Origin of the sequence: Bacillus sp. T17B1 (assembly GCF_026796395.1) — a bacterium.
Classification (GTDB): Bacteria; Bacillota; Bacilli; order Bacillales; family Bacillaceae; genus Bacillus; species Bacillus spizizenii_A.
The window spans coordinates 78,536-102,601 of record NZ_JALAYA010000015.1; the positions used below are offsets into that span (position 1 = coordinate 78,536).

21 protein-coding genes and 6 pseudogenes are annotated in these 24,066 nt (G+C 41.2%); 23 read left to right on the top strand and 4 right to left on the bottom strand.

What is annotated here, in order from left to right:
• Positions 1-5 precede the first annotated feature (5 nt).
• The 17 genes and pseudogenes from MOF34_RS08520 to MOF34_RS08600 all read left to right on the top strand — a co-directional run bounded on the left by MOF34_RS08520 (position 6) and on the right by MOF34_RS08600 (position 14,862).
• Positions 6-935, top strand: coding sequence for an amidase domain-containing protein (locus tag MOF34_RS08520; RefSeq protein ID WP_080010257.1), 930 nt, complete (start codon positions 6-8; stop codon positions 933-935).
• A 37-nt stretch (positions 936-972) separates the two neighbouring features.
• A complete protein-coding gene (trmL, locus tag MOF34_RS08525) occupies positions 973-1,455 on the top strand; it encodes a tRNA (uridine(34)/cytosine(34)/5-carboxymethylaminomethyluridine(34)-2'-O)-methyltransferase TrmL (RefSeq protein WP_080010258.1) in 483 nt (160 codons plus the stop codon).
• Between the two features lie 125 nt (positions 1,456-1,580).
• Positions 1,581-2,222, top strand: a complete 642-nt coding sequence (locus MOF34_RS08530; RefSeq protein WP_268399783.1) for a YhbD family protein — start codon at positions 1,581-1,583, stop codon at positions 2,220-2,222.
• Positions 2,213-2,926 (top strand): polymer-forming cytoskeletal protein, encoded by a 714-nt coding sequence (locus tag MOF34_RS08535; protein WP_268399784.1) that lies wholly within the window; start codon positions 2,213-2,215, stop codon positions 2,924-2,926. The genes MOF34_RS08530 and MOF34_RS08535 overlap by 10 nt, the downstream gene beginning before the upstream one ends.
• A gap of 11 nt (positions 2,927-2,937) precedes the next feature.
• Positions 2,938-3,465 (top strand): annotated as a pseudogene (locus MOF34_RS20855) (hypothetical protein); the annotation flags it as partial.
• Between the two features lie 374 nt (positions 3,466-3,839).
• Positions 3,840-5,735 (top strand): serine/threonine protein kinase PrkA, encoded by a 1,896-nt coding sequence (prkA, locus tag MOF34_RS08545; protein WP_268399787.1) that lies wholly within the window; start codon positions 3,840-3,842, stop codon positions 5,733-5,735.
• 179 nt (positions 5,736-5,914) lie between these two features.
• Entirely contained in the window at positions 5,915-7,093 is a 1,179-nt protein-coding gene (gene yhbH / locus MOF34_RS08550) for a sporulation protein YhbH (RefSeq protein WP_268399788.1), read from the top strand.
• A 159-nt stretch (positions 7,094-7,252) separates the two neighbouring features.
• Positions 7,253-7,717, top strand: coding sequence for a MarR family transcriptional regulator (locus tag MOF34_RS08555; RefSeq protein WP_268399790.1), 465 nt, complete (start codon positions 7,253-7,255; stop codon positions 7,715-7,717).
• A gap of 35 nt (positions 7,718-7,752) precedes the next feature.
• Positions 7,753-8,419 (top strand): annotated as a pseudogene (locus MOF34_RS08560) (HlyD family secretion protein).
• Between the two features lie 40 nt (positions 8,420-8,459).
• Entirely contained in the window at positions 8,460-10,058 is a 1,599-nt protein-coding gene (locus MOF34_RS08565) for an MFS transporter (RefSeq protein ID WP_268399791.1), read from the top strand.
• Between the two features lie 22 nt (positions 10,059-10,080).
• Positions 10,081-10,611, top strand: a complete 531-nt coding sequence (locus tag MOF34_RS08570; protein ID WP_003224063.1) for an NAD(P)H-dependent oxidoreductase — start codon at positions 10,081-10,083, stop codon at positions 10,609-10,611.
• Between the two features lie 12 nt (positions 10,612-10,623).
• On the top strand, positions 10,624-10,998 hold the full coding sequence (locus MOF34_RS08575) for a hypothetical protein (RefSeq protein ID WP_268399794.1): 375 nt from the start codon (positions 10,624-10,626) through the stop codon (positions 10,996-10,998).
• 166 nt (positions 10,999-11,164) lie between these two features.
• Positions 11,165-11,926 carry a hypothetical protein gene (locus MOF34_RS08580; RefSeq protein ID WP_268399796.1) on the top strand — a complete coding sequence of 254 codons (762 nt, stop codon included), beginning with the start codon at positions 11,165-11,167 and terminating at the stop codon, positions 11,924-11,926.
• A gap of 2 nt (positions 11,927-11,928) precedes the next feature.
• Positions 11,929-12,294 (top strand): GntR family transcriptional regulator, encoded by a 366-nt coding sequence (locus tag MOF34_RS08585; RefSeq protein WP_268399798.1) that lies wholly within the window; start codon positions 11,929-11,931, stop codon positions 12,292-12,294.
• A gap of 1 nt (position 12,295) precedes the next feature.
• The gene (locus MOF34_RS08590) at positions 12,296-12,994 is read left to right on the top strand and encodes an ABC transporter ATP-binding protein (protein WP_268399800.1); all 699 of its coding nucleotides are present in this window, start codon (positions 12,296-12,298) and stop codon (positions 12,992-12,994) included.
• Positions 12,995-13,010: 16 nt separating this feature from the next.
• Positions 13,011-13,928, top strand: coding sequence for an ABC transporter ATP-binding protein (locus MOF34_RS08595; RefSeq protein WP_268399802.1), 918 nt, complete (start codon positions 13,011-13,013; stop codon positions 13,926-13,928).
• Positions 13,921-14,862: an ABC transporter permease gene (locus MOF34_RS08600; protein ID WP_268399804.1), complete on the top strand. Its 942-nt coding sequence runs from the start codon at positions 13,921-13,923 to the stop codon at positions 14,860-14,862. Before MOF34_RS08595 ends, MOF34_RS08600 begins: the two co-directional genes overlap by 8 nt.
• Positions 14,863-14,952: 90 nt before the next feature.
• On the opposite strand, the gene cspB is transcribed toward MOF34_RS08600, so the two are convergent.
• Complete coding sequence (gene cspB / locus MOF34_RS08605) at positions 14,953-15,156, bottom strand: cold shock-like protein CspB (RefSeq protein ID WP_003224086.1); 204 nt, start codon at positions 15,154-15,156, stop codon at positions 14,953-14,955.
• 435 nt (positions 15,157-15,591) lie between these two features.
• Between cspB and MOF34_RS08610 the strand changes: the two genes are divergently transcribed.
• Positions 15,592-16,422 carry a MetQ/NlpA family ABC transporter substrate-binding protein gene (locus tag MOF34_RS08610; protein WP_268399805.1) on the top strand — a complete coding sequence of 277 codons (831 nt, stop codon included), beginning with the start codon at positions 15,592-15,594 and terminating at the stop codon, positions 16,420-16,422.
• A 2-nt stretch (positions 16,423-16,424) separates the two neighbouring features.
• On the opposite strand, the pseudogene MOF34_RS08615 reads toward MOF34_RS08610, so the two are convergent.
• Positions 16,425-17,504, bottom strand: a pseudogene (locus MOF34_RS08615) (GGDEF domain-containing protein).
• 171 nt (positions 17,505-17,675) lie between these two features.
• Between MOF34_RS08615 and tcyP the strand changes: the two are divergent.
• From tcyP to MOF34_RS08630, 3 genes and pseudogenes are all read left to right on the top strand, one after another.
• Positions 17,676-19,067 (top strand): L-cystine transporter TcyP, encoded by a 1,392-nt coding sequence (gene tcyP, locus MOF34_RS08620; protein WP_268399807.1) that lies wholly within the window; start codon positions 17,676-17,678, stop codon positions 19,065-19,067.
• 118 nt (positions 19,068-19,185) lie between these two features.
• Positions 19,186-19,310 (top strand): annotated as a pseudogene (locus MOF34_RS08625) (hypothetical protein); the annotation flags it as partial.
• A 1,317-nt stretch (positions 19,311-20,627) separates the two neighbouring features.
• Positions 20,628-20,901 (top strand): annotated as a pseudogene (locus tag MOF34_RS08630) (hypothetical protein).
• Between the two features lie 316 nt (positions 20,902-21,217).
• Here the strand turns inward: MOF34_RS08630 and MOF34_RS08635 are convergent.
• Positions 21,218-21,619: a hypothetical protein gene (locus MOF34_RS08635; RefSeq protein ID WP_080010264.1), complete on the bottom strand. Its 402-nt coding sequence runs from the start codon at positions 21,617-21,619 to the stop codon at positions 21,218-21,220.
• A 189-nt stretch (positions 21,620-21,808) separates the two neighbouring features.
• Between MOF34_RS08635 and MOF34_RS08640 the strand changes: the two genes are divergently transcribed.
• Positions 21,809-22,396, top strand: a complete 588-nt coding sequence (locus tag MOF34_RS08640) for a YhcN/YlaJ family sporulation lipoprotein (RefSeq protein ID WP_019713757.1) — start codon at positions 21,809-21,811, stop codon at positions 22,394-22,396.
• Positions 22,397-22,514: 118 nt separating this feature from the next.
• Positions 22,515-23,482: pseudogene (locus MOF34_RS08645) on the top strand (hypothetical protein).
• Here MOF34_RS08645 and MOF34_RS08650 read toward each other — a convergent pair.
• The gene (locus tag MOF34_RS08650) at positions 23,414-24,064 is read right to left on the bottom strand and encodes a spore coat protein (RefSeq protein WP_268399809.1); all 651 of its coding nucleotides are present in this window, start codon (positions 24,062-24,064) and stop codon (positions 23,414-23,416) included. The pseudogene MOF34_RS08645 and the gene MOF34_RS08650 sit on opposite strands and share 69 nt — an antisense overlap.
• Between the last annotated feature and the right edge of the window lie 2 nt (positions 24,065-24,066).

The window sequence follows — 24,066 nt, forward strand, 5'->3', positions numbered from 1 at the left end:
AAAGTATGGCGGGTGGGGTGAGCTTGAAGCACATTTTAGAACAATTAGCGGAGGAGCGGCTGTGCTATTTGGTTAACGGGCATGCTATGAGACAAGAGTCTGAAGTCGGAGACCTTGAAGTCATGGAGCGAAAGAAGAAGCTTCTGGAAAAACGTAAAGTTGACATCATAAAAGCGAAAGCAAAGGCCATCATCGATCATATGCGGGTAGAGGATGACGGAACGACCTGCCTTACGTATACCATCCATTACGAATACGTGTGTAAGGAGCAGGACGACAGCTTGTATATGGAAGAGCACATAGAGGAGCGGGTGGCTTTCCTTTATGATCATATTTTGATTAGTGATCAAGACATTGCGAAAAAGCCGGCTGGATTTCAAGAAGGGACCAGTATTATTGACTATACTCAAGAGGAAAGGGAAGCGTTTGGCAGGGCCTTTCAATACGATCGTCTCGGCGCTGTGCAATATGCCGAGAAATTTTGGAACAAGCGCAACCCGGCATATAAAAATTTCAGCGATAACTGCACGAATTTTATTTCACAGTGCCTTCAAGCGGGAGGCGCGCCGATGCGCGGCCATCCGAATAGAGGATCAGGCTGGTGGATGAAACAAAGCTCATGGAGCTACAGCTGGACGGTGGCTCATTCTATGAAAATGTATTTGTCGAATTCAAAGGCCGGTCTTCGTGCGGTGCGGGTGAAATCTGCGGAAGAGCTGATGCCGGGCGATGTGATTTGCTATGACTTTGAAGGAGACGGCCGGTTTAATCATACAACGATTGTCGTGGCGAAGGACAAAGGCAATATGCCGCTTGTCAATGCCCAGTCCTATGACAGCCGGATGAGGTATTGGTCATACGAGGATTCTACAGCATATACGCCGTCGATACGATATGCCTTTTTTCACATCGTTGATGATACGACAAAAGACTAATTAATGATATAATGATGAGCGGATAAGAAAAACAGAGGTGAACATTGTGGCAATACATGTTGTTTTATATCAACCAGAAATTCCCGCCAATACAGGGAATATTGCACGTACTTGTGCAGCAACCAATACAACGCTCCACCTGATTCGTCCGCTCGGCTTTTCAACGGATGATAAAATGCTGAAGCGTGCCGGACTCGATTATTGGGAGTTTGTTAACGTTGTGTATCATGATTCGTTAGAAGAATTGTTTGAGGAATATCAAAAAGGCCAGTTTTTCTTTATCACGAAATTCGGTCAGCAGCCTCATACATCGTTTGATTACACTGATCTTGACGAGGATTATTTCTTCGTATTCGGAAGAGAAACAAGCGGTTTGCCAAAGGATTTAATTCAAAATAACATGGAACGCTGCCTGCGTCTTCCGATGACAGAGCACGTTAGATCGTTAAATCTGTCCAACACTGCGGCGATTCTCGTTTATGAAGCGCTGCGTCAGCAAAATTACCGTGATTTAACATAGTGAGAAAATCCGCTCATTGATGATGGGCGGATTTTTTTGTGCTGTGGGAAATGCTTTGTTTTGTTTTTGGGCTTAAAAACATAACAGTGTTATGTTACAATGAACCCACCAAAGGAGCTGGACTTATGGAAGAACAATTAATCTCTAAAAAAGAATTGCTTGAAAAAACATCAATTTCATATGGTCAGCTGTATCGGTGGAAGCGGAAAAACTTAATTCCTGAGGAATGGTTTATACGCAAATCCACATTTACAGGACAAGAAACGTTTTTTCCGAGAGAGGATATTTTAAACCGCATTTCAATGATTCAAAAGATGAAGGAAAATTTGTCACTGGATGAAATGAGGGAAATGCTGTCACCGAAAATGAAGGATGTCAGCATGACTGCTGATGAATTGATTCATAGAGGATTGATTTCAAGAACTGCACTTGATGTTTTTTCAAATGGCGGAGGAGATTCGGTTTTTTCTTCCCGAGATCTGCTATCGCTGTATGTGCTTGAAGGACTCCTGCAGTCCGGCAATGTCAGTCTGGCAGAAGCAAAAATGGCTGCAGAGGTGTTAAAACAGCATGATACTGAAGAGATCAAGAAACAGACGGAGCTGATTGTGCTGCGGAAGCTCGGTGTCACAACTTGTTTTATAGCGGCTGCAGCGGACAGCATTCTGTTTGAATCGTCCGTCAAGGTTGTGGAACGGGTAGATTTAGTAAAAGCGTCAGAGGAGTTAAAAACAACATATATACAGGTGGGCCATCAATGGATGTAATGGAAAAGCTGGTGATAAACGGATCAGGAAGTTCAAAGGGAGGAACATTTCAATCAGTTGAAATCAACGGCAGCGGAACAGTGGCCGGGGATGTGGAGTGTGACACTTTTTCTTTTAATGGAACCGGAACAGCTGACGGCAGCGTCAAAGCGAAAGCGGTAACCATCAGCGGTTCAGGAAAGATACATGGAGACGTTGAAGCAAAATCTATTCGAATTAACGGAACAGGTATCATTGAAGGAGATTTATCTGCAAAACAATTAAAGATTGCTGGATCAACAACAATTGGCGGCACAGTCAAGGCTGATAACATTGTCATTAGCGGAAAAGCAGTCATGGAAGCGGATTGTGAAACGGAAACCTTTCAATCGGAAGGGAAATGCAAAGTCAGCGGGCTTTTAAACGCTGACCAGGTGTTCATTAAGCTTTCTGCCGGGGAAAGTTATGTACGTGAGATCGGATGCCGCCACCTTCAAGTGACAGGCAGGAAAGGGATGCTGACATTGCTTAGACTGCTGCCGCAGCCTGTTTTAACGGCTGAACTGATCGAAGGTGACGAAATTGATCTGACAAATACAAAAGTGAAAACCGTGCGCGGAAATAAAGTGAAGATCGGGCCGAATTGCCAGATCGAAGCCGTGGAATACAGCGGGGTCTATACTTGTGATCCGAGCGCATCGGTAGAAACATGCACGAGGATGTGAGAAGGATCGTAATGGAGGCAACAAAGCTGGGACATTTAAAATTTATGGCGCCGGACACGCTGCAGGCGGTGGATACCACCATGCCAGCATCAAAGGTGAAGGTGTAATCAGTGAAGTGCTGTCTGCCGCGGGCTGCAGAGGTCTTTTTCTCGGGGAAGCAGAGAATGAGCGGCTGTGTGTATTCGCATAATGAAAATCAGCGGCTTCCTTCAATTTGATCGATTCAATTTATAAAGCCTGACTGATATTTGCGGGAATATGACTGAGAAAGGGAAGCTTAGCGTTAAAGGTGATTGTGAAATGTAAATGTTCAGGCTGCATTAATGTATCACGGTTTATTAAATGCCGGTGATATCAAGCTTGGATTGAGCCATGATAAAAGCCTGCGGGAAATCGGCGGAACAACCATTACAGTGAAAAGACACGCGAGCTTTTTTAAATGGTAGAAAGTGAAACTGATTGCCGGCGTCATAGAAGGATATCAAGGTTTATGTGGAGAATATCGAGGCGCAGTTGTCAGGGGAAAAGAAGTGATCATCAATCAAAGATTAAAGAAAAACCATAAAACATTGTTCTGTTATACAAAAAAGGGTGCTCTTACGAGGAGCACCCTTTTTTATTCTTTTCCCGGCTTGCTTTCGTACCCTGCAGTAAAAATTGATACTAAAAAAGTGACAATGACACCCATCATGATGATTGTTTTCACCGTCTCTCCCCCTCTTCAATTTTTCCGTGCTGTCAGAGTCTGGATGATTCTGTATTTTCTTCATTATGAACGGTTGCGGTCTGCCTTGTCAACGCTGTATAAGTATCTTATTTTTAAGAAACCAAAGCATGTATCACGAGATGGTAGCATAGATTTTATAAAGTACCTTATTTGCATAGCGCATCAAACATGATGGAGGAGGTCCTTATGGATATATTAAAGAAAATTGAACAGTACAGAGAGGAAGAGCAGCGGCTGAAATGGGAAGGAACATTCTCCGATTATTTGGAGATTATTAAAGAAAATCCAATGGTCGCGCAATCTGCTCATTCTCGTGTTTTTAATATGATAAAAGACAGCGGGATAGAGGAGATTGACGGACGTAAGAAGTACAGCTTTTTTGACCGCGAACTGTTCGGGCTTGAGGAATCTTTAGAGCGTCTTGTGGAAGAGTATTTTCATCCGGCCGCGAAACGTCTTGATGTCAGAAAACGGATTCTATTGCTGATGGGACCTGTGAGCGGCGGTAAATCCACGCTGGTCACGATGCTAAAAAAAGGTCTCGAAGCATACACATTGACGGATAATGGCGCTGTATATGCGATTAAAGGCTGCCCGATGCACGAAGACCCTCTACATTTAATTCCCCATCATTTGCGTGATGACTTTTACAGAGAATACGGCATTAGAATAGAAGGAAGTCTTTCTCCTTTAAATGTCATGAGGCTGGAGGAAGAGTATCGAGGAAGAATTGAGGATGTGAAGGTTGAGCGCATTTTCTTTTCAGAAGATAAACGTACGGGAATTGGAACATTCAGTCCGTCTGATCCGAAATCTCAGGATATTGCTGATTTGACGGGAAGTATTGATTTCTCAACCATTGCTGAGTACGGTTCAGAATCAGATCCGCGCGCATACCGGTTTGACGGAGAGCTGAATAAAGCGAATCGCGGGATGATGGAGTTTCAGGAGATGCTGAAATGTGATGAGAAATTTCTCTGGCATTTGCTTTCATTGACACAGGAAGGGAATTTTAAAGCCGGGCGATTTGCGTTAATTTCTGCTGATGAGCTGATCGTGGCTCACACGAATGAAACGGAGTATCGCTCATTTATTTCTAATAAGAAAAATGAAGCCCTGCACTCTAGAATCATTGTGATGCCGGTGCCTTATAACTTAAAAGTGTCTGAGGAAGAGAGAATTTATGAAAAAATGATCGCGGAGAGCGATGTGTCGGATGTTCATATTGCTCCGCATACGTTGAAGGTTGCTGCGATGTTCTCGATTCTTACCCGATTAAAAGAACCGAAGCGGTCGGATATTGATCTGGTCAAGAAAATGAGACTGTATGATGGAGAAAGTGTGGAAGGGTATAATTCTGTCGACGTTGAGGATATGAAAAAAGAATATAACGACGAAGGAATGAGCGGCATTGATCCGCGGTACGTGATCAACCGGATTTCTTCAACGATTATCAGAAAAAATATGGAGTCGATCAATTCTCTTGATGTTCTTCGTTCCTTAAAAGAAGGTCTTGATCAGCACCCTTCGATTTCAAGCGAGGACAGGGAGCGGTATTTGAACTTTATTTCTGCCGCCCGCAAGGAATATGACGACATTGCGAAAAAGGAAGTTCAAAAAGCGTTTGTGTACTCATATGAAGAATCAGCTAAAACCCTTATGGACAATTACCTCGATAACGTAGAGGCCTATTGCAATAAAAACAAGCTTCGTGATCCTTTGACAGGAGAAGAAATGAACCCTGACGAAAAGCTTATGAGATCGATCGAAGAGCAGATCGGCATTTCGGAAAACGCCAAAAAAGCGTTCCGCGAAGAAATCTTAATCCGCATCTCGGCTTATGCGAGAAAAGGGAAGCGGTTTGATTACAATTCTCATGAGAGGCTGCGTGAAGCCATTCAGAAAAAGTTGTTTGCTGATCTAAAGGATGTTGTTAAAATTACGACATCAACAAAAACGCCGGATGAGCAGCAGCTGAAAAAGGTAAATGAAGTCGTGGCCCGTTTAATTGATGAGCACGGCTACAACTCGACGAGTGCTAATGAGCTGCTGAAATATGTCGGCAGCCTGCTGAACCGATAAGTACCTTGACCCGTCCGAATAGGGCGGGTTATTTTGTCCCATTTTCTAAATAGTTTGTCAATTAACCATGCTTTTGTGCATATGATGAATATAAATCTTATCGAAAGACTTGTTTCATAATCTGGCACAAGCCGGAATACGTATGTATCACGACCACAAATGGTTAAGGAGGGGAATTCATGTCCCAAAATGACAGCGGCCATTTTTTGATTTCTGAGGAAAACTGGTCCCTCCATCGCAAAGGCTTCGATGACCAGCAGCGCCACCAGAAAAAAGTGCAGGAAGCGATCAAAAACAATCTTCCGGACCTCGTGACTGAGGAAAGTATTATTATGTCTAATGGAAAAGATGTAGTGAAGATCCCAATCCGTTCATTGGATGAGTATAAAATCCGTTATAACTATGATAAAAATAAACACGTAGGGCAAGGAGAAGGCGACAGCAAGGTTGGAGATGTTGTGGCCCGGGATGGATCAGACAAAAAACAGGGACCTGGAAAAGGGCAGGCCGCCGGTGATCAGGCAGGCGAAGATTATTATGAAGCAGAAGTTTCATTAATGGATTTAGAAGAAGCGCTTTTTAAGGAATTAGAACTTCCGAATCTCCAGCAAAAAGAGCGGGACAATATCCTTCATACAGATATTGAATTTAATGATATCCGTAAAACAGGGTTAACAGGTAATATTGATAAGAAAAGAACAATGATGTCAGCTTTTAAACGAAACGCGATGTCAGGGAAGCCGTCGTTTTATCCGATTTACCCGGAGGACCTGAAGTATAAGACGTGGAATGACATAACAAAGCCCGAGTCAAAAGCCGTCGTCTTAGCAATGATGGATACAAGCGGCAGTATGGGGGTTTGGGAAAAATACATGGCCAGAAGTTTCTTTTTCTGGATGACCCGTTTTTTGCGGACAAAATATGAGACCGTTGAAATTGAATTTATTGCCCATCATACAGAAGCAAGAGTCGTGTCGGAGGAAGACTTCTTCTCAAAGGGGGAAAGCGGCGGAACGATCTGTTCTTCCGTATACCGGAAGTCGCTTGAGCTTATTGACGAAAAGTACAATCCCGCCAGCTACAACATTTACCCTTTTCATTTTTCTGACGGTGATAACCTGACATCGGATAACGCGCGTTGTGTGAAACTGGTTAATGATATTATGAAGAAGGCCAATCTATTCTGTTACGGCGAGGTCAATCAGTACAACAGGCATTCAACATTAATGTCTGCATATAAAAATGTGAAAGACGAGAAATTTAAGTACTATATTTTAAAACAGAAATCTGATGTTTTTCAGGCGTTGAAGAACTTTTTCAGAAATGAAGAATCCGGTGTCAGCCATCAATTTTCGTAATGAAAAGCCCCTTTTTAGGGCTTTTTTTATTTAATAAAAGCAAGAAACCGTTTGAGAAAAAAATACAAGGAAAAAAGAAATTTTTCCTTTGACAAATCTTCTTTCATTTATTAATATTTTATCTTGTGAACTATTATTGAGGAATGAGGTGAAAAGGAGTTGACTGAATCAGAACGTGCTTTGCTCACTTTTGAACAGCTCTTTGATACGTCTCGGGCTATCTATAAAAAGCAGAAGAAGATATTGGAGATTGTACTTGAGCCTTTTGATATTACAGTCCTTCAATATTTACTGATGTTTAAAATTCATCAAAGCGGAAGCACGCCGCTCAGCAAGCTGGCCATGCCGCTTGATCTTAAGCCTGCTTCTGTTACGCGGATGACTGATATCCTATATAACCGGCAATTGATGAATCGGTATGACAGTCCGGGTGACCGCCGTATCGTAATGATTCAGTTAACCGAAGAGGGGGAAGAGCTTTTACAGAAAGCTGCTGTGCAATACGCAAAAATGGGCGCGAGCCTGTATCAGGAGCTTGACACGTCTCAGCTTCAATATTTGTGCAAGCTTGCAGGGAGCTTAGCGAAGCTCGCTGAAGGCTGTTCAGAAAAAAGCGGTAATTGAAAACTCCCCACATATTTTCACCATCTTTCCACAAAATGATAGAGGATGAAACGAAAGGAGAAAAACAAAATGAACAGAGGACGTTTAATTCTGACCAACATTATCGGTTTGATTGTTGTTCTTGCAATTATAGGCGGAGGTGCTTACTACTATTATCAAAGCACAAACTACGTAAAAACAGATGAAGCAAAAGTAGCCGGCGATATGGCAGCTATCTCAGCCCCAGCAGCAGGTAAAGTATCCGACTGGAATCTTGAAGAAGGAAAAACAGTGAAAAAAGGCGACACAGTTGCAAAAATTAAAGGTGAACAAACTGTTGATGTGAAATCCATTATGGATGGAACAATTGTGAAAAACGAAGTGAAAAACGGACAAACTGTACAAGCTGGTACTACAATTGCGCAAACCATTGATATGGACAACCTGTACATCACAGCAAATATTAAAGAAACAGATATTGCCGATATTGAAGTGGGTAATAGTGTAGATGTAGTCGTTGACGGAGATCCTGATACAACTTTTGACGGCACTGTAGAAGAAATTGGCTATGCGACTAACTCAACTTTTGATATGCTTCCATCTACAAATTCAAGCGGAAACTACACAAAAGTAACGCAAAAAGTTCCTGTTAAAATTTCAATCAAAAACCCATCTGATAAGGTGCTTCCTGGTATGAATGCATCTGTTAAGATTTCTGAGTAAAACAGATCAGTCATCAAACCATGAAAGGAGGTTGTCTTAGATGGCTACAGGCAAAGACAAAAACACAAAAAACCCTATGACATTGCTGATTGTGCTAATGGCGGGTTTATTTTTGGCAATACTAAACCAAACATTGCTTAACGTCGCAATGCCGCACTTAATGACTGAATTTGGTGTAAGTGCAACGACGATTCAGTGGCTGACAACAGGTTACATGCTTGTTAACGGCGTATTGATTCCGTTATCTGCCTTCCTGATTACACGGTTCGGCCAACGGAGTCTTTTTCTCGTCGCTATGTTCTGTTTTACGCTTGGTACGTTAGTCTGCGGTATCGCACCTAACTTCTCTGTAATGCTGATCGGCCGTTTGATCCAAGCCGTCGGCGGAGGTATCTTGCAGCCGCTCGTTATGACAACCATTCTGTTAATCTTCCCGCCTGAAAGCAGGGGGAAAGGAATGGGGATTTTCGGACTTGCGATGATGTTTGCGCCAGCGGTCGGCCCGACTCTTTCTGGGTGGATTATCGAGCATTACACATGGCGCATCATGTTTTACGGACTTGTGCCGATCGGCGCAATTGTTATCATTGTGGCTTTCTTCATATTTAAGAATCTGGTGGAGCCGCAAAAAATCAAACTCGACACACTTGGAGCGATCCTCTCGATTGTCGGATTCGCATCCTTGTTATACGGAGTCAGTGAAGCGGGTTCTGACGGCTGGACCGACCCGATTGTACTGTCTACAGTTATAATCGGCGTCATTGCAATCGTTGCTTTTGTGGTTCAGCAATTGCGGCACGATGATCCGATGCTTGATTTCAGAGTGTTTAAATATGACATTTTCTCATTATCAAGTGTAATCAATATCATTATTACAGTGGCACTTTACACTGGTATGTTCCTGTTGCCGATCTATCTGCAAAACCTGGTCGGATTTACGGCGCTTCAATCCGGTCTGCTTCTGCTTCCGGGTGCGATCGTGATGCTGATTATGTCACCGATCTCAGGTATTTTGTTTGACAAATTCGGACCGAGACCGCTTGCGATTATTGGGCTTCTCGTGACAGTGGTGACAACATATCAATACACACAATTGACAATTGATACACCATATACGCACATCATGCTGATCTATGCTATTCGAGCATTTGGTATGTCTCTCTTAATGATGCCAGTCATGACAGCCGGGATGAACCAGCTTCCAGCCCGTCTGAACAGCCACGGAACGGCGATGAGCAATACGCTTCGCCAAATCAGCGGATCAATCGGAACAAGTTTAATTACGACGATTTATACTAACCGAACGACATTCCATTATTCACAAATTGCAGATAAAACAAACACGGCGGACCCGAACTTCCTCCATACATTCCAAAATGCAGTTTCGAATTTAATGGTGAATATGAATGTACCTTATGAGACAGCGAAAACGTATATTTACACTCATATTTATAAACACGCGACACTCGATTCAAACGTCATGGGAATTAATGACGCCTTTATGTGGGCAACATTATTCTGCGTAGCAGGATTAATTTTAAGTATCTTCCTGCGTGACGTCAGAAAAGATAAATTGCGCAAGAAGAAAAAAGAGGAGCTTTCATTGCTTCCGGCTCCAAAAGAAGTTAAGGAATCTTAAACTGTACATGGAGGTTTCCTGAATGAAAATTTATGTAGTGTATGACAGTGAAGGCGAACATACGAAGGTATTGGCAGAAGCGATTGCTGAAGGCGCTCGGGAAAACGACGCGGCTGAAGTGTTCATCGACCACGTAGATCAGGCGGATATCCGCAAGCTTAAAGACATGGACGCGATTATTTGGGGATGCCCGGGGCATTTCGGAACAATCAGTGCAGGTCTAAAAACTTGGATCGACAGACTCGGCTACCTGTGGGCTGAAGGCGAACTGATTAACAAAGTCGGCGCAGTATTCTGCACAACGGCAACGACACACGGCGGTTTGGAAATGACAATGCACAACTTAATCACCCCAATGTTCCATCAAGGGATGATTGTTGTCGGTCTGCCTGGCAACGTGCCTGAAAACGCACTGTACGGCTCTTATTACGGAGCAGGCGTCACTTGTCCGGTTGACAGTGATGAGTTAATGTCTGAGGAAGGTATTCAGCTTGGACGCGCCTTAGGAAGACGCGTCAGCCAAGTCACAGGAAACCTAACAGCAGGACAGTAAGGAGAGGTTGAAATGGCCATTATTATAGCAATTATTGCTGCTGTCATTGTCATTGCGGCCCTTATTACATTTAATGTCCGCAATGCCTCACCTGGACCCGAGAAGCAAGAAGCAACTGATAGAATCGTCCCTCCAGAAGAGGAAAAAAACGATGCGCAATACCCTGCTGAAGCTAGGTCTGCCGAGCATACGCCATCCGTTGTCAAAAGCGATTCTCCAAAAGAGAAACGTGACACAATGGGGGATGATATTTACAGGCAGGCGCTGCAAAAGTTTAAGCATTCTGATGCAGATCAGGCAGAAGAAGAGGTCACTGAGGAAAGTGACAAAATGCAGGACCGCAGCTATCGTGATGCACTGCTCTCCATGAAAAATAAGAAAAAGTAATCAAAAAGGCAAATCCGTATACACATGGCGGATTTGCCTTTTTTTGCTGTTTGTATGTATATATTATGTTTTTTTATCAAATAAATCCATGGAATATGTTGTATTAGACTTAGATCTAGTGTACTATGTTACTCATACACTGAAGAGGCTTCCGGGAGGGAAAGACATGGATTCTTTTTTAGGTCTGTTAAAGAAAGATATAAAGCTTTCGAGAATATGGTTGCTAGTATGGATTTGCGGAATCATATTCTGTTTGATGACAGGTCATATCATAGCTTCTCGCACGAAAGAACCACTTGTCATTTTTGGTTTCTTTGTTGCAGTTGCTGTTTTACTTCTGTTCTTAACCCCTGTTTTTGTGTTTTATCATCTTCACAAAGAGGGGAAATCGCAGCTTTGGCTGTATAATCCAAATGGCGGTTTCAGGCTGCTTTCTTCCAAATTGGCAGCATCTTTGCTCTATCAATTTATGATTCAATTGGCATTAACAGCCTATGGTATTTGGATTTATCACATGCTCTCGGTAAATAATCTGTTGGAGCATCGAGCTGATATAACAAGTACAGTGGTTTTGCTGAATATATACGGGCTTATTTCCTCGTTATATATGTCAGTAACAGTCATTGTATTCTGGACTGTATATCACTCTGTAAGGAATTGGCGCGGAATGCGATGGGCTGCAATGGGGCTGCTGGCCACAGTGTGGTTCTTTCTCGATAAATACCTCATAAGCCCATTATTAGAATCTCAAAAGCATTTCTGGCCGGTAACAGTCTATTGCAATTTTGAATTCCACTTCCAAAATGTTTGGAGTTTGGAATTAAAACCTATACATATGTCTGTGCTAGGGTTTCCTATTGCTATAATCATCACGGTCTTGCTACTCATCCTGGCTTCAAAACTGCTTGATCGTAAAGTCGAGGTGTGAATATGGATAATCATCTCCAATCCTCGAAACCGATCTATCTGCAAATCGCAGATCAGGTCTTTTATCGGCTGGTCAGGAAGGAGCTGCTCCCAGGAGACAAGCTTCCTTCTGTGAGAGAAATGGCGATTCAAACCAAGGTAAATCCCAATACAATTCAAAGGACATACAGTGAGATGGAAAGGCTGGGTATTGTGGAGACACGAAGGGGTCAAGGCACATATATTGCGGAGAAAGCAGAAATTGTAGATGAGCTGAAGGACAGGCTGACACGGGAAGTGCTGGAAGGCTTTGTGAAGCAAATGACAGAGCTGGGGCTATCGAAAGAGGAAATGGTAGAAAGGATTAAAACATTCACTGAGGGGAGCTAAAATGGAAATCAACTTGGAACATGTATCAAAAAAATTCGGCCGGCACACCGCCGTCAATAATGTATCGATCACCTTATCATCCGGACGAATTTATGGACTGATTGGACCTAACGGCAGCGGCAAGTCAACGACTTTAAAGATGATGGCTGGCCTTCTCTTTCCGACTTCAGGATGTGTAAAAGCGGATGAAAAGCAGGTTACGAGAGATATGGTGCGTCAAGCGGCTTATCTTACAGAGCTTGATATGTTTTATCCGCATTTCACTGTAAAGGATATGGCGGATTTTTATCAGTCGCAATTTCCTGATTTTCAAACAGAACAAGCTTATAAGCTGTTGAATGACATGCAGCTTGACCCGGAAAAAAAGGTCAAAAAGTTATCAAAAGGAAATCGGGGAAGGCTAAAAATCGTCCTTGCTTTAGCAAGACGGGCACCTGTCATCTTGCTTGATGAACCTTTTTCAGGACTTGATCCGATGGTCAGGGATTCAATTGTCAACAGCCTCGTTTCTTATATTGATTTTGAGCAGCAAATCGTTGTCATAGCCACACATGAAATTGATGAAATTGAAACCCTGCTTGACGAGGTCATCGTACTCGCCGACGGAGAAAAAGTGGCACAGCGTAATGTGGAAGAGATTCGCGAGCAGGAGGGTATGTCCGTGCTGCAATGGTTTAAAACGAATATGGAAGTTTACTAGAAAGAGGAGGAATTTGATGAAAACAGTATTGGAATTAAAAAATGTGACAAAAAACATCAGAGGCCGGACGATCATTGATCAACTAAGTTTTACGATTCGCGAAGGCGAAGTATTTGGATTTCTGGGACCGAATGGAGCGGGGAAAACGACGACAATCAGAATGATGGTCGGTTTAATGAAGCTGTCACAAGGTGATGTGCTTATTTGCGGCCAATCAATCACGAAAGATTATGCCAAGGCAATCAAACATATCGGGGCTATTGTAGAGAATCCAGAGCTGTATAAATTTTTAAGCGGATATAAAAATCTCCAGCAATACGCAAGGATGGTAAAGGGTGTCACGAAGGAAAAAATTGATGAAGTGGTGGAACTAGTCGGCCTCAAAGATAGAATTCATGATAAAGTGAAAACCTACTCTCTGGGAATGAGACAGCGTCTCGGCTTGGCACAATGCCTTCTGCACGATCCGAAAGTGCTGATTTTGGATGAACCGACAAACGGCCTTGATCCGGCGGGAATCAGAGAAATTAGAGACCATTTAAAGAAGCTGACGCGAGAAAGAGGAATGGCTGTCATCGTATCAAGTCACCTGCTGTCAGAAATGGAACTGATGTGTGACCGAATTGCGATTATCCAAAAAGGAAAGCTTATCGATATTCAGAATGTAAGAGATGAAATAACTGATGAAAAGGATACATATTTCTTCCAAGTGGAGCAGCCGAAGGAAACTGCTGCGATTCTAAGAGAATATGATTCGGTAATCAAGACAAACGGTTTGGAAATCAAACTGGCTAAAGAGGACGTCCCTGCAGTGATTGAATTGCTGGTCATGCAGCAAATCCGCATTTATGAAGTCAAAGTAATTGCAAAATCATTAGAGGACCGTTTCTTAGAAATCACAGGCGAAGCAAAAGAGGAGGTTCAACATGCTTAATTTGATTTATAATGAGTGGATCAAAATTTTCAGCCGTGTCGGAACATGGGTGATGATCGGAATTCTTGCTTTGACAATGATCGGGTGGGCATTTTTAACAAACCACTTTTCAACTGATGAAGCAAATCCGAAGTGGAAAGAGACGCTTCAAGCACAAAATAGTGATTTGAAGAAGGCAATGAAAGAAGATCCTTCCCTGAAAGGACAATATGAAGAAACGATCACAATCAATAACTATCGCATTGAACATAATATCCCGAGTGACACTGGATATACCGTTTGGTCTTATGTAACGGATTCTGCCGGTTTTACTATCCTTACTGGGCTGTTCACGATTATAATTGCAGCTGGCATCGTCGCAAACGAATTTAACTGGGGTACGGTTAAGCTGTTAATGATCCGGCCGCTCAGCCGTTTTCAAATTCTGCTTTCTAAATATATTACCGTTCTTTTATTTGGTCTCTTATTGCTGTTTATTTTATTTATAGGTTCAACTTTGCTGGGACTGGTCTTTTTTGGAACAGGCGGGGACACTGCCGCGAATGTTCATTTAATCTATAAGGATGGTCATGTATTGGAGCAAAATATGTTGGGATATTTGGCCAAAACGTATCTCTCAGAATCTGTTGCGGCTTTAATGCTGGCAACGATGGCATTTATGCTGTCCGCGGTATTTAGAAACAGCTCTCTTGCTGTAGGGTTTTCTATCTTTTTATTGGTAACGGGCACGACAGCCACTGCGTTTATGGCGGTGAAGTTTGACTGGGCAAAGTATATTTTATTTGCGAATGTTAATCTGATGCAGTATGTAGAGGGAACACCGTTAGTGGAAGGGATGACAATGACATTCTCCATTGTGATGCTGGTGATTTATTTTGTTGTCTTCCTGTTGCTTGCTTTCGGAATCTTCATAAAACGGGATATTGCAAACTAATAAAAAAAGCTGTTTTGCATATGCAAAACAGCTTTTTATCGAAATAAAAACTGCAGGTTTGCACCTGCAGTTTTTCATATCAATTTATGCTTACGCTTCTTTAGTAACGTTAGCAGCTTGTGGTCCGCGGTTTCCTTCAACGATTTCAAAAGAAACAGCTTGGCCTTCTTCTAAAGTTTTGAAGCCTTCGCCTTGAATAGCAGAGAAATGAACGAATACATCGTCTTGACCTTCTACTTCGATGAATCCGAAACCTTTTTCAGAGTTGAACCATTTTACTTTACCTTCTAACATGAAATTTCCTCCTAAAGCGATCATAACGCTTAAATTCACTATTCTTGCTCTTAACAAACTTTCAAGACGAAAACTCTTACAAAACTTTCTTCTTAAAGATAGTTCGAACAAAAATAATTACCTTTACTCTACCAGTAATCGTCAAAAAAAACAACTGCTAAATGAAACTTTTTTCGGAAAATACCATATTTATTTTTCAATTTGATATTTATTTACGGAAATTCATCTGTTTTCTCGATATGTGATCATACGTTTGCCTTAGATATTCCTTCTTTTCGGGAAGACTATGTGATAGGAATTGACAACCTTATTGGATATGAGTAAGGTAAAAGTTAATCAATATTCAAATGACAACGTCTATCAACTAAGAGAGCGTTTGATTTTATGTCTGATATTGCTTGTATGCTCTAATACATAGATAGGAGTATGGTCACAATGAAAAAGTGGCTTATATGCAGTTTCGTTGTTGTTCTTCTCGTTTCATTTACTGCATGCTCACCGTCAGCAGAACATGAAACAATAAAAATTGGAATTGCTGAGTCTGACGAAGCAATATGGAACTATATTGCTAAAAAAGCTGAAGAAGCAGGGCTGGATATTCAGCTGAAACCTTTTTCTGATTATGCGGAGTCTGATATCGCGCTTGCTAACAAAGAAATTGATGCCAACGCTTTTCAAAACATTTCTTATTTTCAGTCGTTCACCCAAAAATACAAACTTAAGCTGGCACCGCTCGGTACGACATACATAACGCCTATGGGCATATATTCAAAACGATATAATCGAATCCAAGATATACCACGAGGGGCTGTCGTTTCTGTACCGGATAAAGCACTTGATTTTGGCAGGGCGCTTACGGTGCTTCAGGAGGCAGGATTGCTAACGTTGAAAAACGGATTTAACGGAACAGGTTCAGTCGATATGATTAAAGATAATCTGAGGCACCTGAAATTAAAAGCCGTCCGGCAACAGGATGCAGTGAGTGGCGCCGACGTCTTTGTCATGAAACCGTCTGAAGCAAAAAAAGCGGGACTGAACCCGGAAAAACATACGATAAAGAGCGGCGGACTAATGCCTAAGGTAGAGATGAATTTAATTGTTGTCAGAGCGGAGGACCAAGATCGGGAAGCGCTGCAAACCATTCTTGAGCTCTATCAAGCTGATGATACAGCGGCATTTATAGCAAACGTGTATCAGGGAGATCTTATACCGGCTTTTCTGCCTTTAAAACGTCTTTCAGATTGGAAGAATGAATTCGAACATTGAATTCATTCTTTTTTTTCTGAGAAGCATACTTTGTTTCGTCCGTTTTCTTTCGCTTTGTACAGCATTTGATCGGCAAGAATCGGCAAAGATTCAGGATGACCCGTATTATTGGGATAATGAGAGGCACCCAGTGATATCGTAACTGACAGCTCTTCACCATTTGTTAATCTAATTGGTGTGTCACTGATAGCACATCTGATCCGTTCCGCGATCTGGGCTGCTTTATCAAGTGTACAGTTCGGCAGGAGCACGGCAAATTCCTCACCGCCAATTCGTGCGGCAGGATCAGTATTTCGGATGCTCTGCTTCAGACGAGAACCCAGTTCTTTCAGCACATGATCCCCTTCATGATGGCCGTATTGGTCATTGATGGTTTTAAAATGGTCGATATCTATATAAATTAGTGCGAATTGAATATGTGGGGTATTGGCTGCTTGTTGATACAGATCTTGTGTGATTTCTTCAAACTTTCTTCGGTTATAAATGCCTGTTAAAAAGTCAAAGTGCGCTTGAAACTTATATTGTTTAAAAAGAAGATGTGCATTTGTTTCATGATCAATAATATATAAACTGAGCATGCCGCCAGCTATCGAGGTGATCCAAAAATATAAGTGAAGTTCATATGAATGTAAATCTATAAGAAAATAAAAGGAAAAGGAGATCATGCTATTTGTGATCATTAAAAGATAGAAAGCATGTTTTAAATCAACTTTTTTTCTTCTAGAAACAATGAGTGAAGGGATGGTAGTGATACAAATGATCATAACCGAGTATATTGCAGATGTGTTTATCGTGATCAGCATGCGGCCTGCAGCGATTATAACTAAGGCCGCTGCCGTTGATACCCAGCCCCCATAAAGAGCGGCAATCATGATAGGGATATTTCAAAGATCAATGATTGAATGCTGATAGGTAAATCCAAAAACCATTAGAATAACCCCGAGCAAACCGCAGGCCAGCCCTTTAACAGCTTGGAAGGATATGCTGTCTTTTTTATGTACTAACCTTTCTTTAAACAGGTGGGTGAAGAGATAATTGAATGTGATTAAAATGGTCAAGTTTACAAACAGTTCTTTCAGCAAATAGTATCACCCTTATATAAAGTACTAAAGATGGAAGGGAAAGAAAAGAACAAAAAGGGATTACATAAGGTTTTTTTCCTTGAAGTCTTAGTTTGAGTAATTCGCACTTGACCTATCGGAATTAGTGTAATATAGTAAATGAGAAAATTTGAAAAGGAGAGTTTACCTGCTTTGGAAACTTTACTGGTTGTATTACATGTATTTATTTTATTGTTACTTATCTTAGGGCTTTTTGTTATGCAGAAAAAACATGTTTCCTTCTCTAAACGTGTATTTACTGCGCTGGGGCTGGGGATTGTGTTCGGATTTGCACTTCAGCTGATTTACGGCCCGACTTCAAATATAGTCTTTCAAACAGCGGACTGGTTTAATATTGCCGGGGGCGGATATGTCAAATTACTTCAAATGGTTGTCATGCCGCTTGTTTTCATTTCAATTCTCGGCGCATTTACAAAGCTGAAGCTGACAAAAAACCTCGGAAAAATCAGCGGTTTGATCATCGGGATATTAGTGGCAACAACAGCTGTAGCGGCAGCTGTCGGTATTGCCTCCGCGCTTTCTTTTGACCTGCAGGCGATTCAGGTTGACCAAGGAGATACAGAGCTTTCGCGGGGACAGGAGCTTCAGCAGAAGTCAGAAGATATGACAGCGAAATCGCTGCCGCAGCAAATTGTTGAACTGCTGCCGGGAAACCCGTTTTTAGATTTTACAGGAGCTAGACCGACTTCAACGATCGCAGTCGTCATTTTTGCTGCTTTCCTTGGAATGGCATTTCTCGGTGTGAAGCATAAACAGCCGGAACAGGCAGAAACATTTAAAAAAATGGTTGATGCCGTTTATGCCATTGTCATGCGTGTTGTCACCCTCATTTTGAGACTGACGCCTTATGGGGTGCTGGCCATTATGACAAAAACGATTGCGACGAGTGATATTGACAGCATTTTAAAATTAGGGATGTTTGTGGTTGCTTCATATGCCGCGTTAATCACAATGTTTATCATTCATTTGCTGCTGCTGACACTCAGCGGTTTGAACCCGATTGTTTATTTGAAAAAGGCGCTGCCAGTACTTGTATTTGCGTTTACGTCACGGTCAAGCGCGGGTGCTTTGCCGCTGAATATTAAAACGCAGAAAAGCATGGGTGTGCCGGAAGGAATTGCAAACTTCGCCGGTTCGTTCGGACTTTCAATCGGCCAAAATGGATGCGCCGGCATTTATCCTGCTATGCTGGCGATGATGATTGCTCCGACTGTCGGCCAAAATCCGTTTGACCCGGTGTTTATTATCACAGTTATCGCAGTCGTTGCCATCAGCTCCTTCGGTGTGGCCGGTGTTGGCGGCGGAGCGACATTCGCGGCGCTTCTTGTTTTATCATCATTAAATATGCCTGTTGCACTCGCCGGTTTATTAATCTCAATCGAACCGTTAATCGACATGGGGCGTACTGCTCTGAATGTCAGCGGAAGTATGACATCAGGCCTCATTACAAGTAAGGTAACGAAGGAAATTGATTCAGGTATATTCAATGATCAATCCAGAGTAATTGAAGCTGAAGAAGCGTAACAGCGTGTAATCCGCTTCGTTTTGATCATTTCAATGAAAGACCCATGAATCCTTTAATGTAAAGGTTTCATGGGTTATTTCTTTTTTGTGATTTATTTTTACTCTTTTACTTCACACAGTCGAGAAAATAAGTGAAGTTGATGTAAACTTAACATCTGAATATGCTCTATCAGAACCAATGAACAAATGATTCAGGCAGATTACCAGGCCTTGATTAGAGCAACCTCAAAAGGTAAAAGTGCTTGAAGTTCGCGTCCTGACTTTTATAAAGATAGGCATAGTATAGAGGTTAAAAACTATAAGATTACTACGGCAAGTGGAAGAAGCAGGTTAGTAAACAATGTTGCTAAACAGTCGAAAAACGTCTGACTGACCTTCCGGGTAATACTAAACAATGAGTTTCATAATGGCGATTTAAATGATAAAATTATGAAAAGACTAATGGGAAAGCAGATATTAAATTCAAAACCAATTAGAGTTAAAAACGATGGCTGTTGGGTTTAAAGTTAAATATTATTGGTATCAAGTTAGGCACGGAGATTTCCTGCATAGAAGTTTTTATTGATCGTATATAAAACGGGGACTACACCAACTTCAGAAGGTGAGGTTTCTGCATAAGGCCATTTAGCTGTATGAACACTTGCTTAGCAAACCAAGGGAGGTCACCCTATTGAGATTAAACATATATACAATTATTTTTATTATTCTTGCTGTAGCGTCTAATTTAATTTCTATATTCATATTTCATCAAGGTATTTTAGCATATGTTCTTGCTATTATCTTTTTATTAGCTGCTGGATATTCTACAAAATTCAAACCCAAGGATTAAAATAAATCAAATTGACGAAAACTCCGTGATCGTCGTATAGAACCTAACTCGACGACAAAAGATTACTTTTCAGAATAGCTACCAGAATTTTTCGTAAAACAATGCCCATAATAATTACAATGAGTCCAATAATACTAACTATTGTTTAATTAGATCTATATCTACGAAAATATTAATAATAAATGACCCAGCTGTTTGATTCGATATAATCATCTTTTTCAGTTATCAAGACAGACTTTCCTTTCAACTGGAACTCTGGAGGGATATTAAGGTTGTATTTTTCACATGCTTGGGCTTTATAATTCATTTAAGTAGTTTCGATTTGGTGTATTAAAGAGGATGGAAATGTTGAGACTGATGAAGTTTGAAGGTATCAACCAGTTTATGTAAATGAAAAAACAAGCATATTGAAACATGCTTGTTTTTATTTGAGATATCACTAGTTACTACTTAGTTGTTTCTCTTAATTGCATTGAATATGCCACAAGACATACTGCACTATATAATGTCATAGCAACACCAAGTAATAATACTATCCAATTAAAAGTAACTGATAATTCAATGACCCTACTTATAGTAACTAGAGATACTCCAACTGAACAGAGGGCTGCTAAGATAGGCAGATTTTTTAATCAAGTTATCACACTCCAAATTATATTTAATCTCAATATATCATACTTTTTTTCTTAACATCCATTATTTATATAAAGAAATTGAGGTGAAAAAGTCCAATGTCGGCTGTAGACAAACGATTCAGTAGCAAGGGTTTTAATGTGGGTATCCCATCTTTAGTTTTAGAGATTGCATGTTGGTTGTCGAAGGTGAACGAATAAAAGGCTTTGCTGAATATCGTTACTTCTACAATACAAGATATTTGCCGGAAGTTTTAATGACTAGTTTAACGTTTATATGGAGAATCAAAGCATAAAATGGGTGTTAGATCGTGTAGCATCCTTTTTATTATTCCTTGAGGAAACGAAGCATATTAACAAACGAGAAATCTAAAAAACAATTGTTGCTCAATATTCCAGTCAGGGATCCTTTTGCTGTGTCTACTGTTTCTATTATATGTTGAGCGTTGAAGCAAAAAATAAAATCTCAGTCGGGTTAGATCTACCAGTAGCGGTGTTATCTAATGTTCTGTCCTTTTCAGCTTTTGATGAGGAAAGTAACAATGGATCAATAGTGATTGTTTTGGATAGAGTGGCAGCATAAATAAAAAAAATCCTTCCAATGTTTCCTATTGAACGATAGAAGGATTTTTTTTATGCTCACCAATTGTACTCCAAAACAGGTGTAAAAATATAAAACGATTACACGTTTAACGTCCGGGTTCTAAGTCCTCCAGCATTTCCATCATGGTGTTGTCGTCCATCACATTCATAGCGCTTTGATCAAATTGAATGGGTTCAGCATAATGCGGCTGTCTTTTTTTCGCTGCTGTCTCAGTTTGCCTTGTTTGAGTCTGGGTATGCTGGTGCTGGGTTTGCTGCGCTCCAGCGTGCTGATGCTGACGGCCATTTTGCTGTTGGCTTTGATTTTGCGAACGTTCCTGATTATTACCGCCGCCAAGTGCTTGTTTGACCATATTCCCTACATTAGAATCATCTAACATGTTATTTTTAGAATTTTGTCTGTTCATTTGTCCTGAAATAAACCCGCTAATTCTGTGGCGGATCTGTGGTGATAAAGCAGCAATAAGCAAAGTTGACCCTATAATCATTGTTGCGGGGCTGAGTCCTTTCCGCTGATTGAACAACGTGATCCCTCCTTTAAAAGTGTATTGATATTTTCCCCTCAAATTAGACAAATTAACCGCTTTATTTCCCGGGAAAGCATTTCGTTATATTTTCATGCATATTTAGAACCAATTAGAAAAACCTATAACTAAAGTGATAAAGGAGGAATTCACATGCTTGGAAAAAAACAAGTCCTTGCGTCCATGCTTCTGATCCCTTTGCTTATGACTGGCTGCGGTATGGCCAATCAGGGTGAGGGCAGACGTGATAATAATGCAAATCCAGAAAACGTTAACTACCGAAATCCAGTAAACGATAATGGCACAGGAAATATTAACGGTGCCAATAATAATCGTGACAATGTCGATAATAATGTGACTGACAATGTCAACAATAACGATAACGGCAACATCGATGGTAATGATAACCGTAAATTAGAAGTTGCTGACGACGCTGCTGATAAAATCAAAGATATCAAAGAAGTAAAACATGCAAATGTCATTGTTGCTGGAAATCAAGCATATGTTGCGGTTGTATTAGCAAATGGAAATAAAGAAGTTGGAAAAGATCTCAAAAAGAAAATTTCTGATAAAGTGAGAGACACTGATAAAAACATGGATAATGTTTACGTTTCTGCGAATCCAGACTTTGTAGACCGGATGCAGGGATATGGCGAGCGGATACAAAATGGCGATCCGGTTGCAGGATTCTTTGATGAATTCAGTGAAACTGTACAGCGTATATTCCCGCAAGCTGAATAAATGAAAAAGCCGCATAATTTGTGCGGCTTTTTCATTGCGTTAATGACACACCGCCAATGCAGGCTGCATAGAGTAAAAATAAAAGGTACAAGACGGACCGGCTCAGGGAGGGAGACGTTTGCGGGATGGCATAGGAAAGCGTGCGGCATCCGCTCTATTCCTGTGTGGAGTCCTTGTGATGCTGGCTGTAAGCTCGGCCATCGTTTCAAGCACGATGTATATACTGTCTTTGCCAGGGCAGGCATCTGGTATAACAAAAGAACAAGTGACGAAGCACATGAAGAAAGAGTCATTCAAACAGGCCGATATTTATTACACATCTAAGGAAAAGTCCTTACTGCCATTGACGAAAGATACGCTTGAATATGCGGTAAGTATTAATCAGATTATGATCGGATATACGAATCAAAAGCCTATTGATATTATTTTTTTTCCTAACGAAAAACAGATGGAGGCTTACTCTGGTTTACTGGATGTCGTCGGTTTTTATTCTGAACGGGAGCAGCTAATTGGATTGTTGCCTGAAGAGAAAGCGAAACTTTTAGAAGGTGACGAAGTAGCGGTATATTTATACCAGAGATTGTTGATTCATGAATACACGCACCATGCGTTTCACCAGAAATTGAAGGAGCTTGAAGCTGATCCCGATGAGTTTCCATTATGGTTTCACGAAGGGTTAAGCGAGTGGATCGCGAACTATGAACTGCTCATAGATCCGATCACTTTTTCTGTCGTGCCCTTTGACAGTTTGCAGACAGATCAAGATTGGCAGGAGGCCCGAGTCGAATATGACACTGATGTCTATTTGCAAAGCTTTTATATGATCAATGAGCTGACGGGCAAATACGGGAAAGACATTATTTTAGAAATGATAAAGGAAACGGCAAAAAAAGGGGACTTTAAAAAAGGGTTTCAATCGGCAACAAATGAAAGTCTTGATCATTTTGAGAGAGATTTTAAGAAAACATTTGAAAAAAATAGTGCGGCATTGGATATATCTATCCAATGCCTTTGTTATTAATGAAGTCCTTGCTGGCCCATACCGCCTTGAGTTGGAGGCATCTGTCCTTGTGCCGGAGCAAATGAATTTCTCAATTGTTCCATATCCTGAGCATCTAGCTGAGGAACTTGGTAATAGCCGTGTTTGTTTTGGTATAAGAAAATTTCAAAAGCCATTTCAACATACTGCTGAATTTGCGCAGACAGTACGCGCCTTACGGCTGGGTTTGTCATTTCTAGAGAAGCCATTGTCAGCATAGAGGCCTGTGCTTTAACTGCGCAAAGCATTTGTCGGCTGATGATGCTGTCATCAATATCATTCATGGATTGAACCGGTTTTTTAGGCTGTGACGGCTGCATGCCATAAACAGTCTGGTTGTCTTCATTCATCATATAAGTTGCAGTTTTTTGTGAAGGTTTGCTTCCTGTTTTGAAGCATTCTGCAGTTAAGTTATATTGAGACGTAATGAATTGATGCTGACGATCAAGGATGTTTAATAATTCCTGATCCTTACAAAATTGTCTCAGCATCATAAACTGATCAAGCACAGTAAGTGTTCCGGAAAGCACCTCGTGCATATCAAACATTTCATGTCCGCCGTGATTTTTATGCGGCTTGCCAGGAATACCTTTGTTCATTTGGGATTGCTGCTGATTTAACTGATCCAAAC

Bases quoted from the DNA above. Each gene is read 5' to 3' on its own strand.
- MOF34_RS08575 (WP_268399794.1), top strand. From the start codon at position 10,624: ATGGCCATTATTATAGCAATTATTGCTGCTGTCATTGTCATTGCGGCC.
- MOF34_RS08600 (WP_268399804.1), top strand. From the start codon at position 13,921: ATGCTTAATTTGATTTATAATGAGTGGATCAAAATTTTCAGCCGTGTC.
- MOF34_RS08570 (WP_003224063.1), top strand. From the start codon at position 10,081: ATGAAAATTTATGTAGTGTATGACAGTGAAGGCGAACATACGAAGGTA.
- MOF34_RS08635 (WP_080010264.1), bottom strand. From the start codon at position 21,619: ATGATTATAGGGTCAACTTTGCTTATTGCTGCTTTATCACCACAGATC.
- MOF34_RS08640 (WP_019713757.1), top strand. From the start codon at position 21,809: ATGCTTGGAAAAAAACAAGTCCTTGCGTCCATGCTTCTGATCCCTTTG.
- MOF34_RS08580 (WP_268399796.1), top strand. From the start codon at position 11,165: ATGGATTCTTTTTTAGGTCTGTTAAAGAAAGATATAAAGCTTTCGAGA.
- MOF34_RS08610 (WP_268399805.1), top strand. From the start codon at position 15,592: ATGAAAAAGTGGCTTATATGCAGTTTCGTTGTTGTTCTTCTCGTTTCA.
- MOF34_RS08590 (WP_268399800.1), top strand. From the start codon at position 12,296: ATGGAAATCAACTTGGAACATGTATCAAAAAAATTCGGCCGGCACACC.
- MOF34_RS08595 (WP_268399802.1), top strand. From the start codon at position 13,011: ATGAAAACAGTATTGGAATTAAAAAATGTGACAAAAAACATCAGAGGC.
- MOF34_RS08535 (WP_268399784.1), top strand. From the start codon at position 2,213: ATGGATGTAATGGAAAAGCTGGTGATAAACGGATCAGGAAGTTCAAAG.
- MOF34_RS08530 (WP_268399783.1), top strand. From the start codon at position 1,581: ATGGAAGAACAATTAATCTCTAAAAAAGAATTGCTTGAAAAAACATCA.
- yhbH (WP_268399788.1), top strand. From the start codon at position 5,915: ATGTCCCAAAATGACAGCGGCCATTTTTTGATTTCTGAGGAAAACTGG.
- MOF34_RS08585 (WP_268399798.1), top strand. From the start codon at position 11,929: ATGGATAATCATCTCCAATCCTCGAAACCGATCTATCTGCAAATCGCA.
- cspB (WP_003224086.1), bottom strand. From the start codon at position 15,156: ATGTTAGAAGGTAAAGTAAAATGGTTCAACTCTGAAAAAGGTTTCGGA.
- prkA (WP_268399787.1), top strand. From the start codon at position 3,840: ATGGATATATTAAAGAAAATTGAACAGTACAGAGAGGAAGAGCAGCGG.
- MOF34_RS08565 (WP_268399791.1), top strand. From the start codon at position 8,460: ATGGCTACAGGCAAAGACAAAAACACAAAAAACCCTATGACATTGCTG.
- MOF34_RS08520 (WP_080010257.1), top strand. From the start codon at position 6: ATGGCGGGTGGGGTGAGCTTGAAGCACATTTTAGAACAATTAGCGGAG.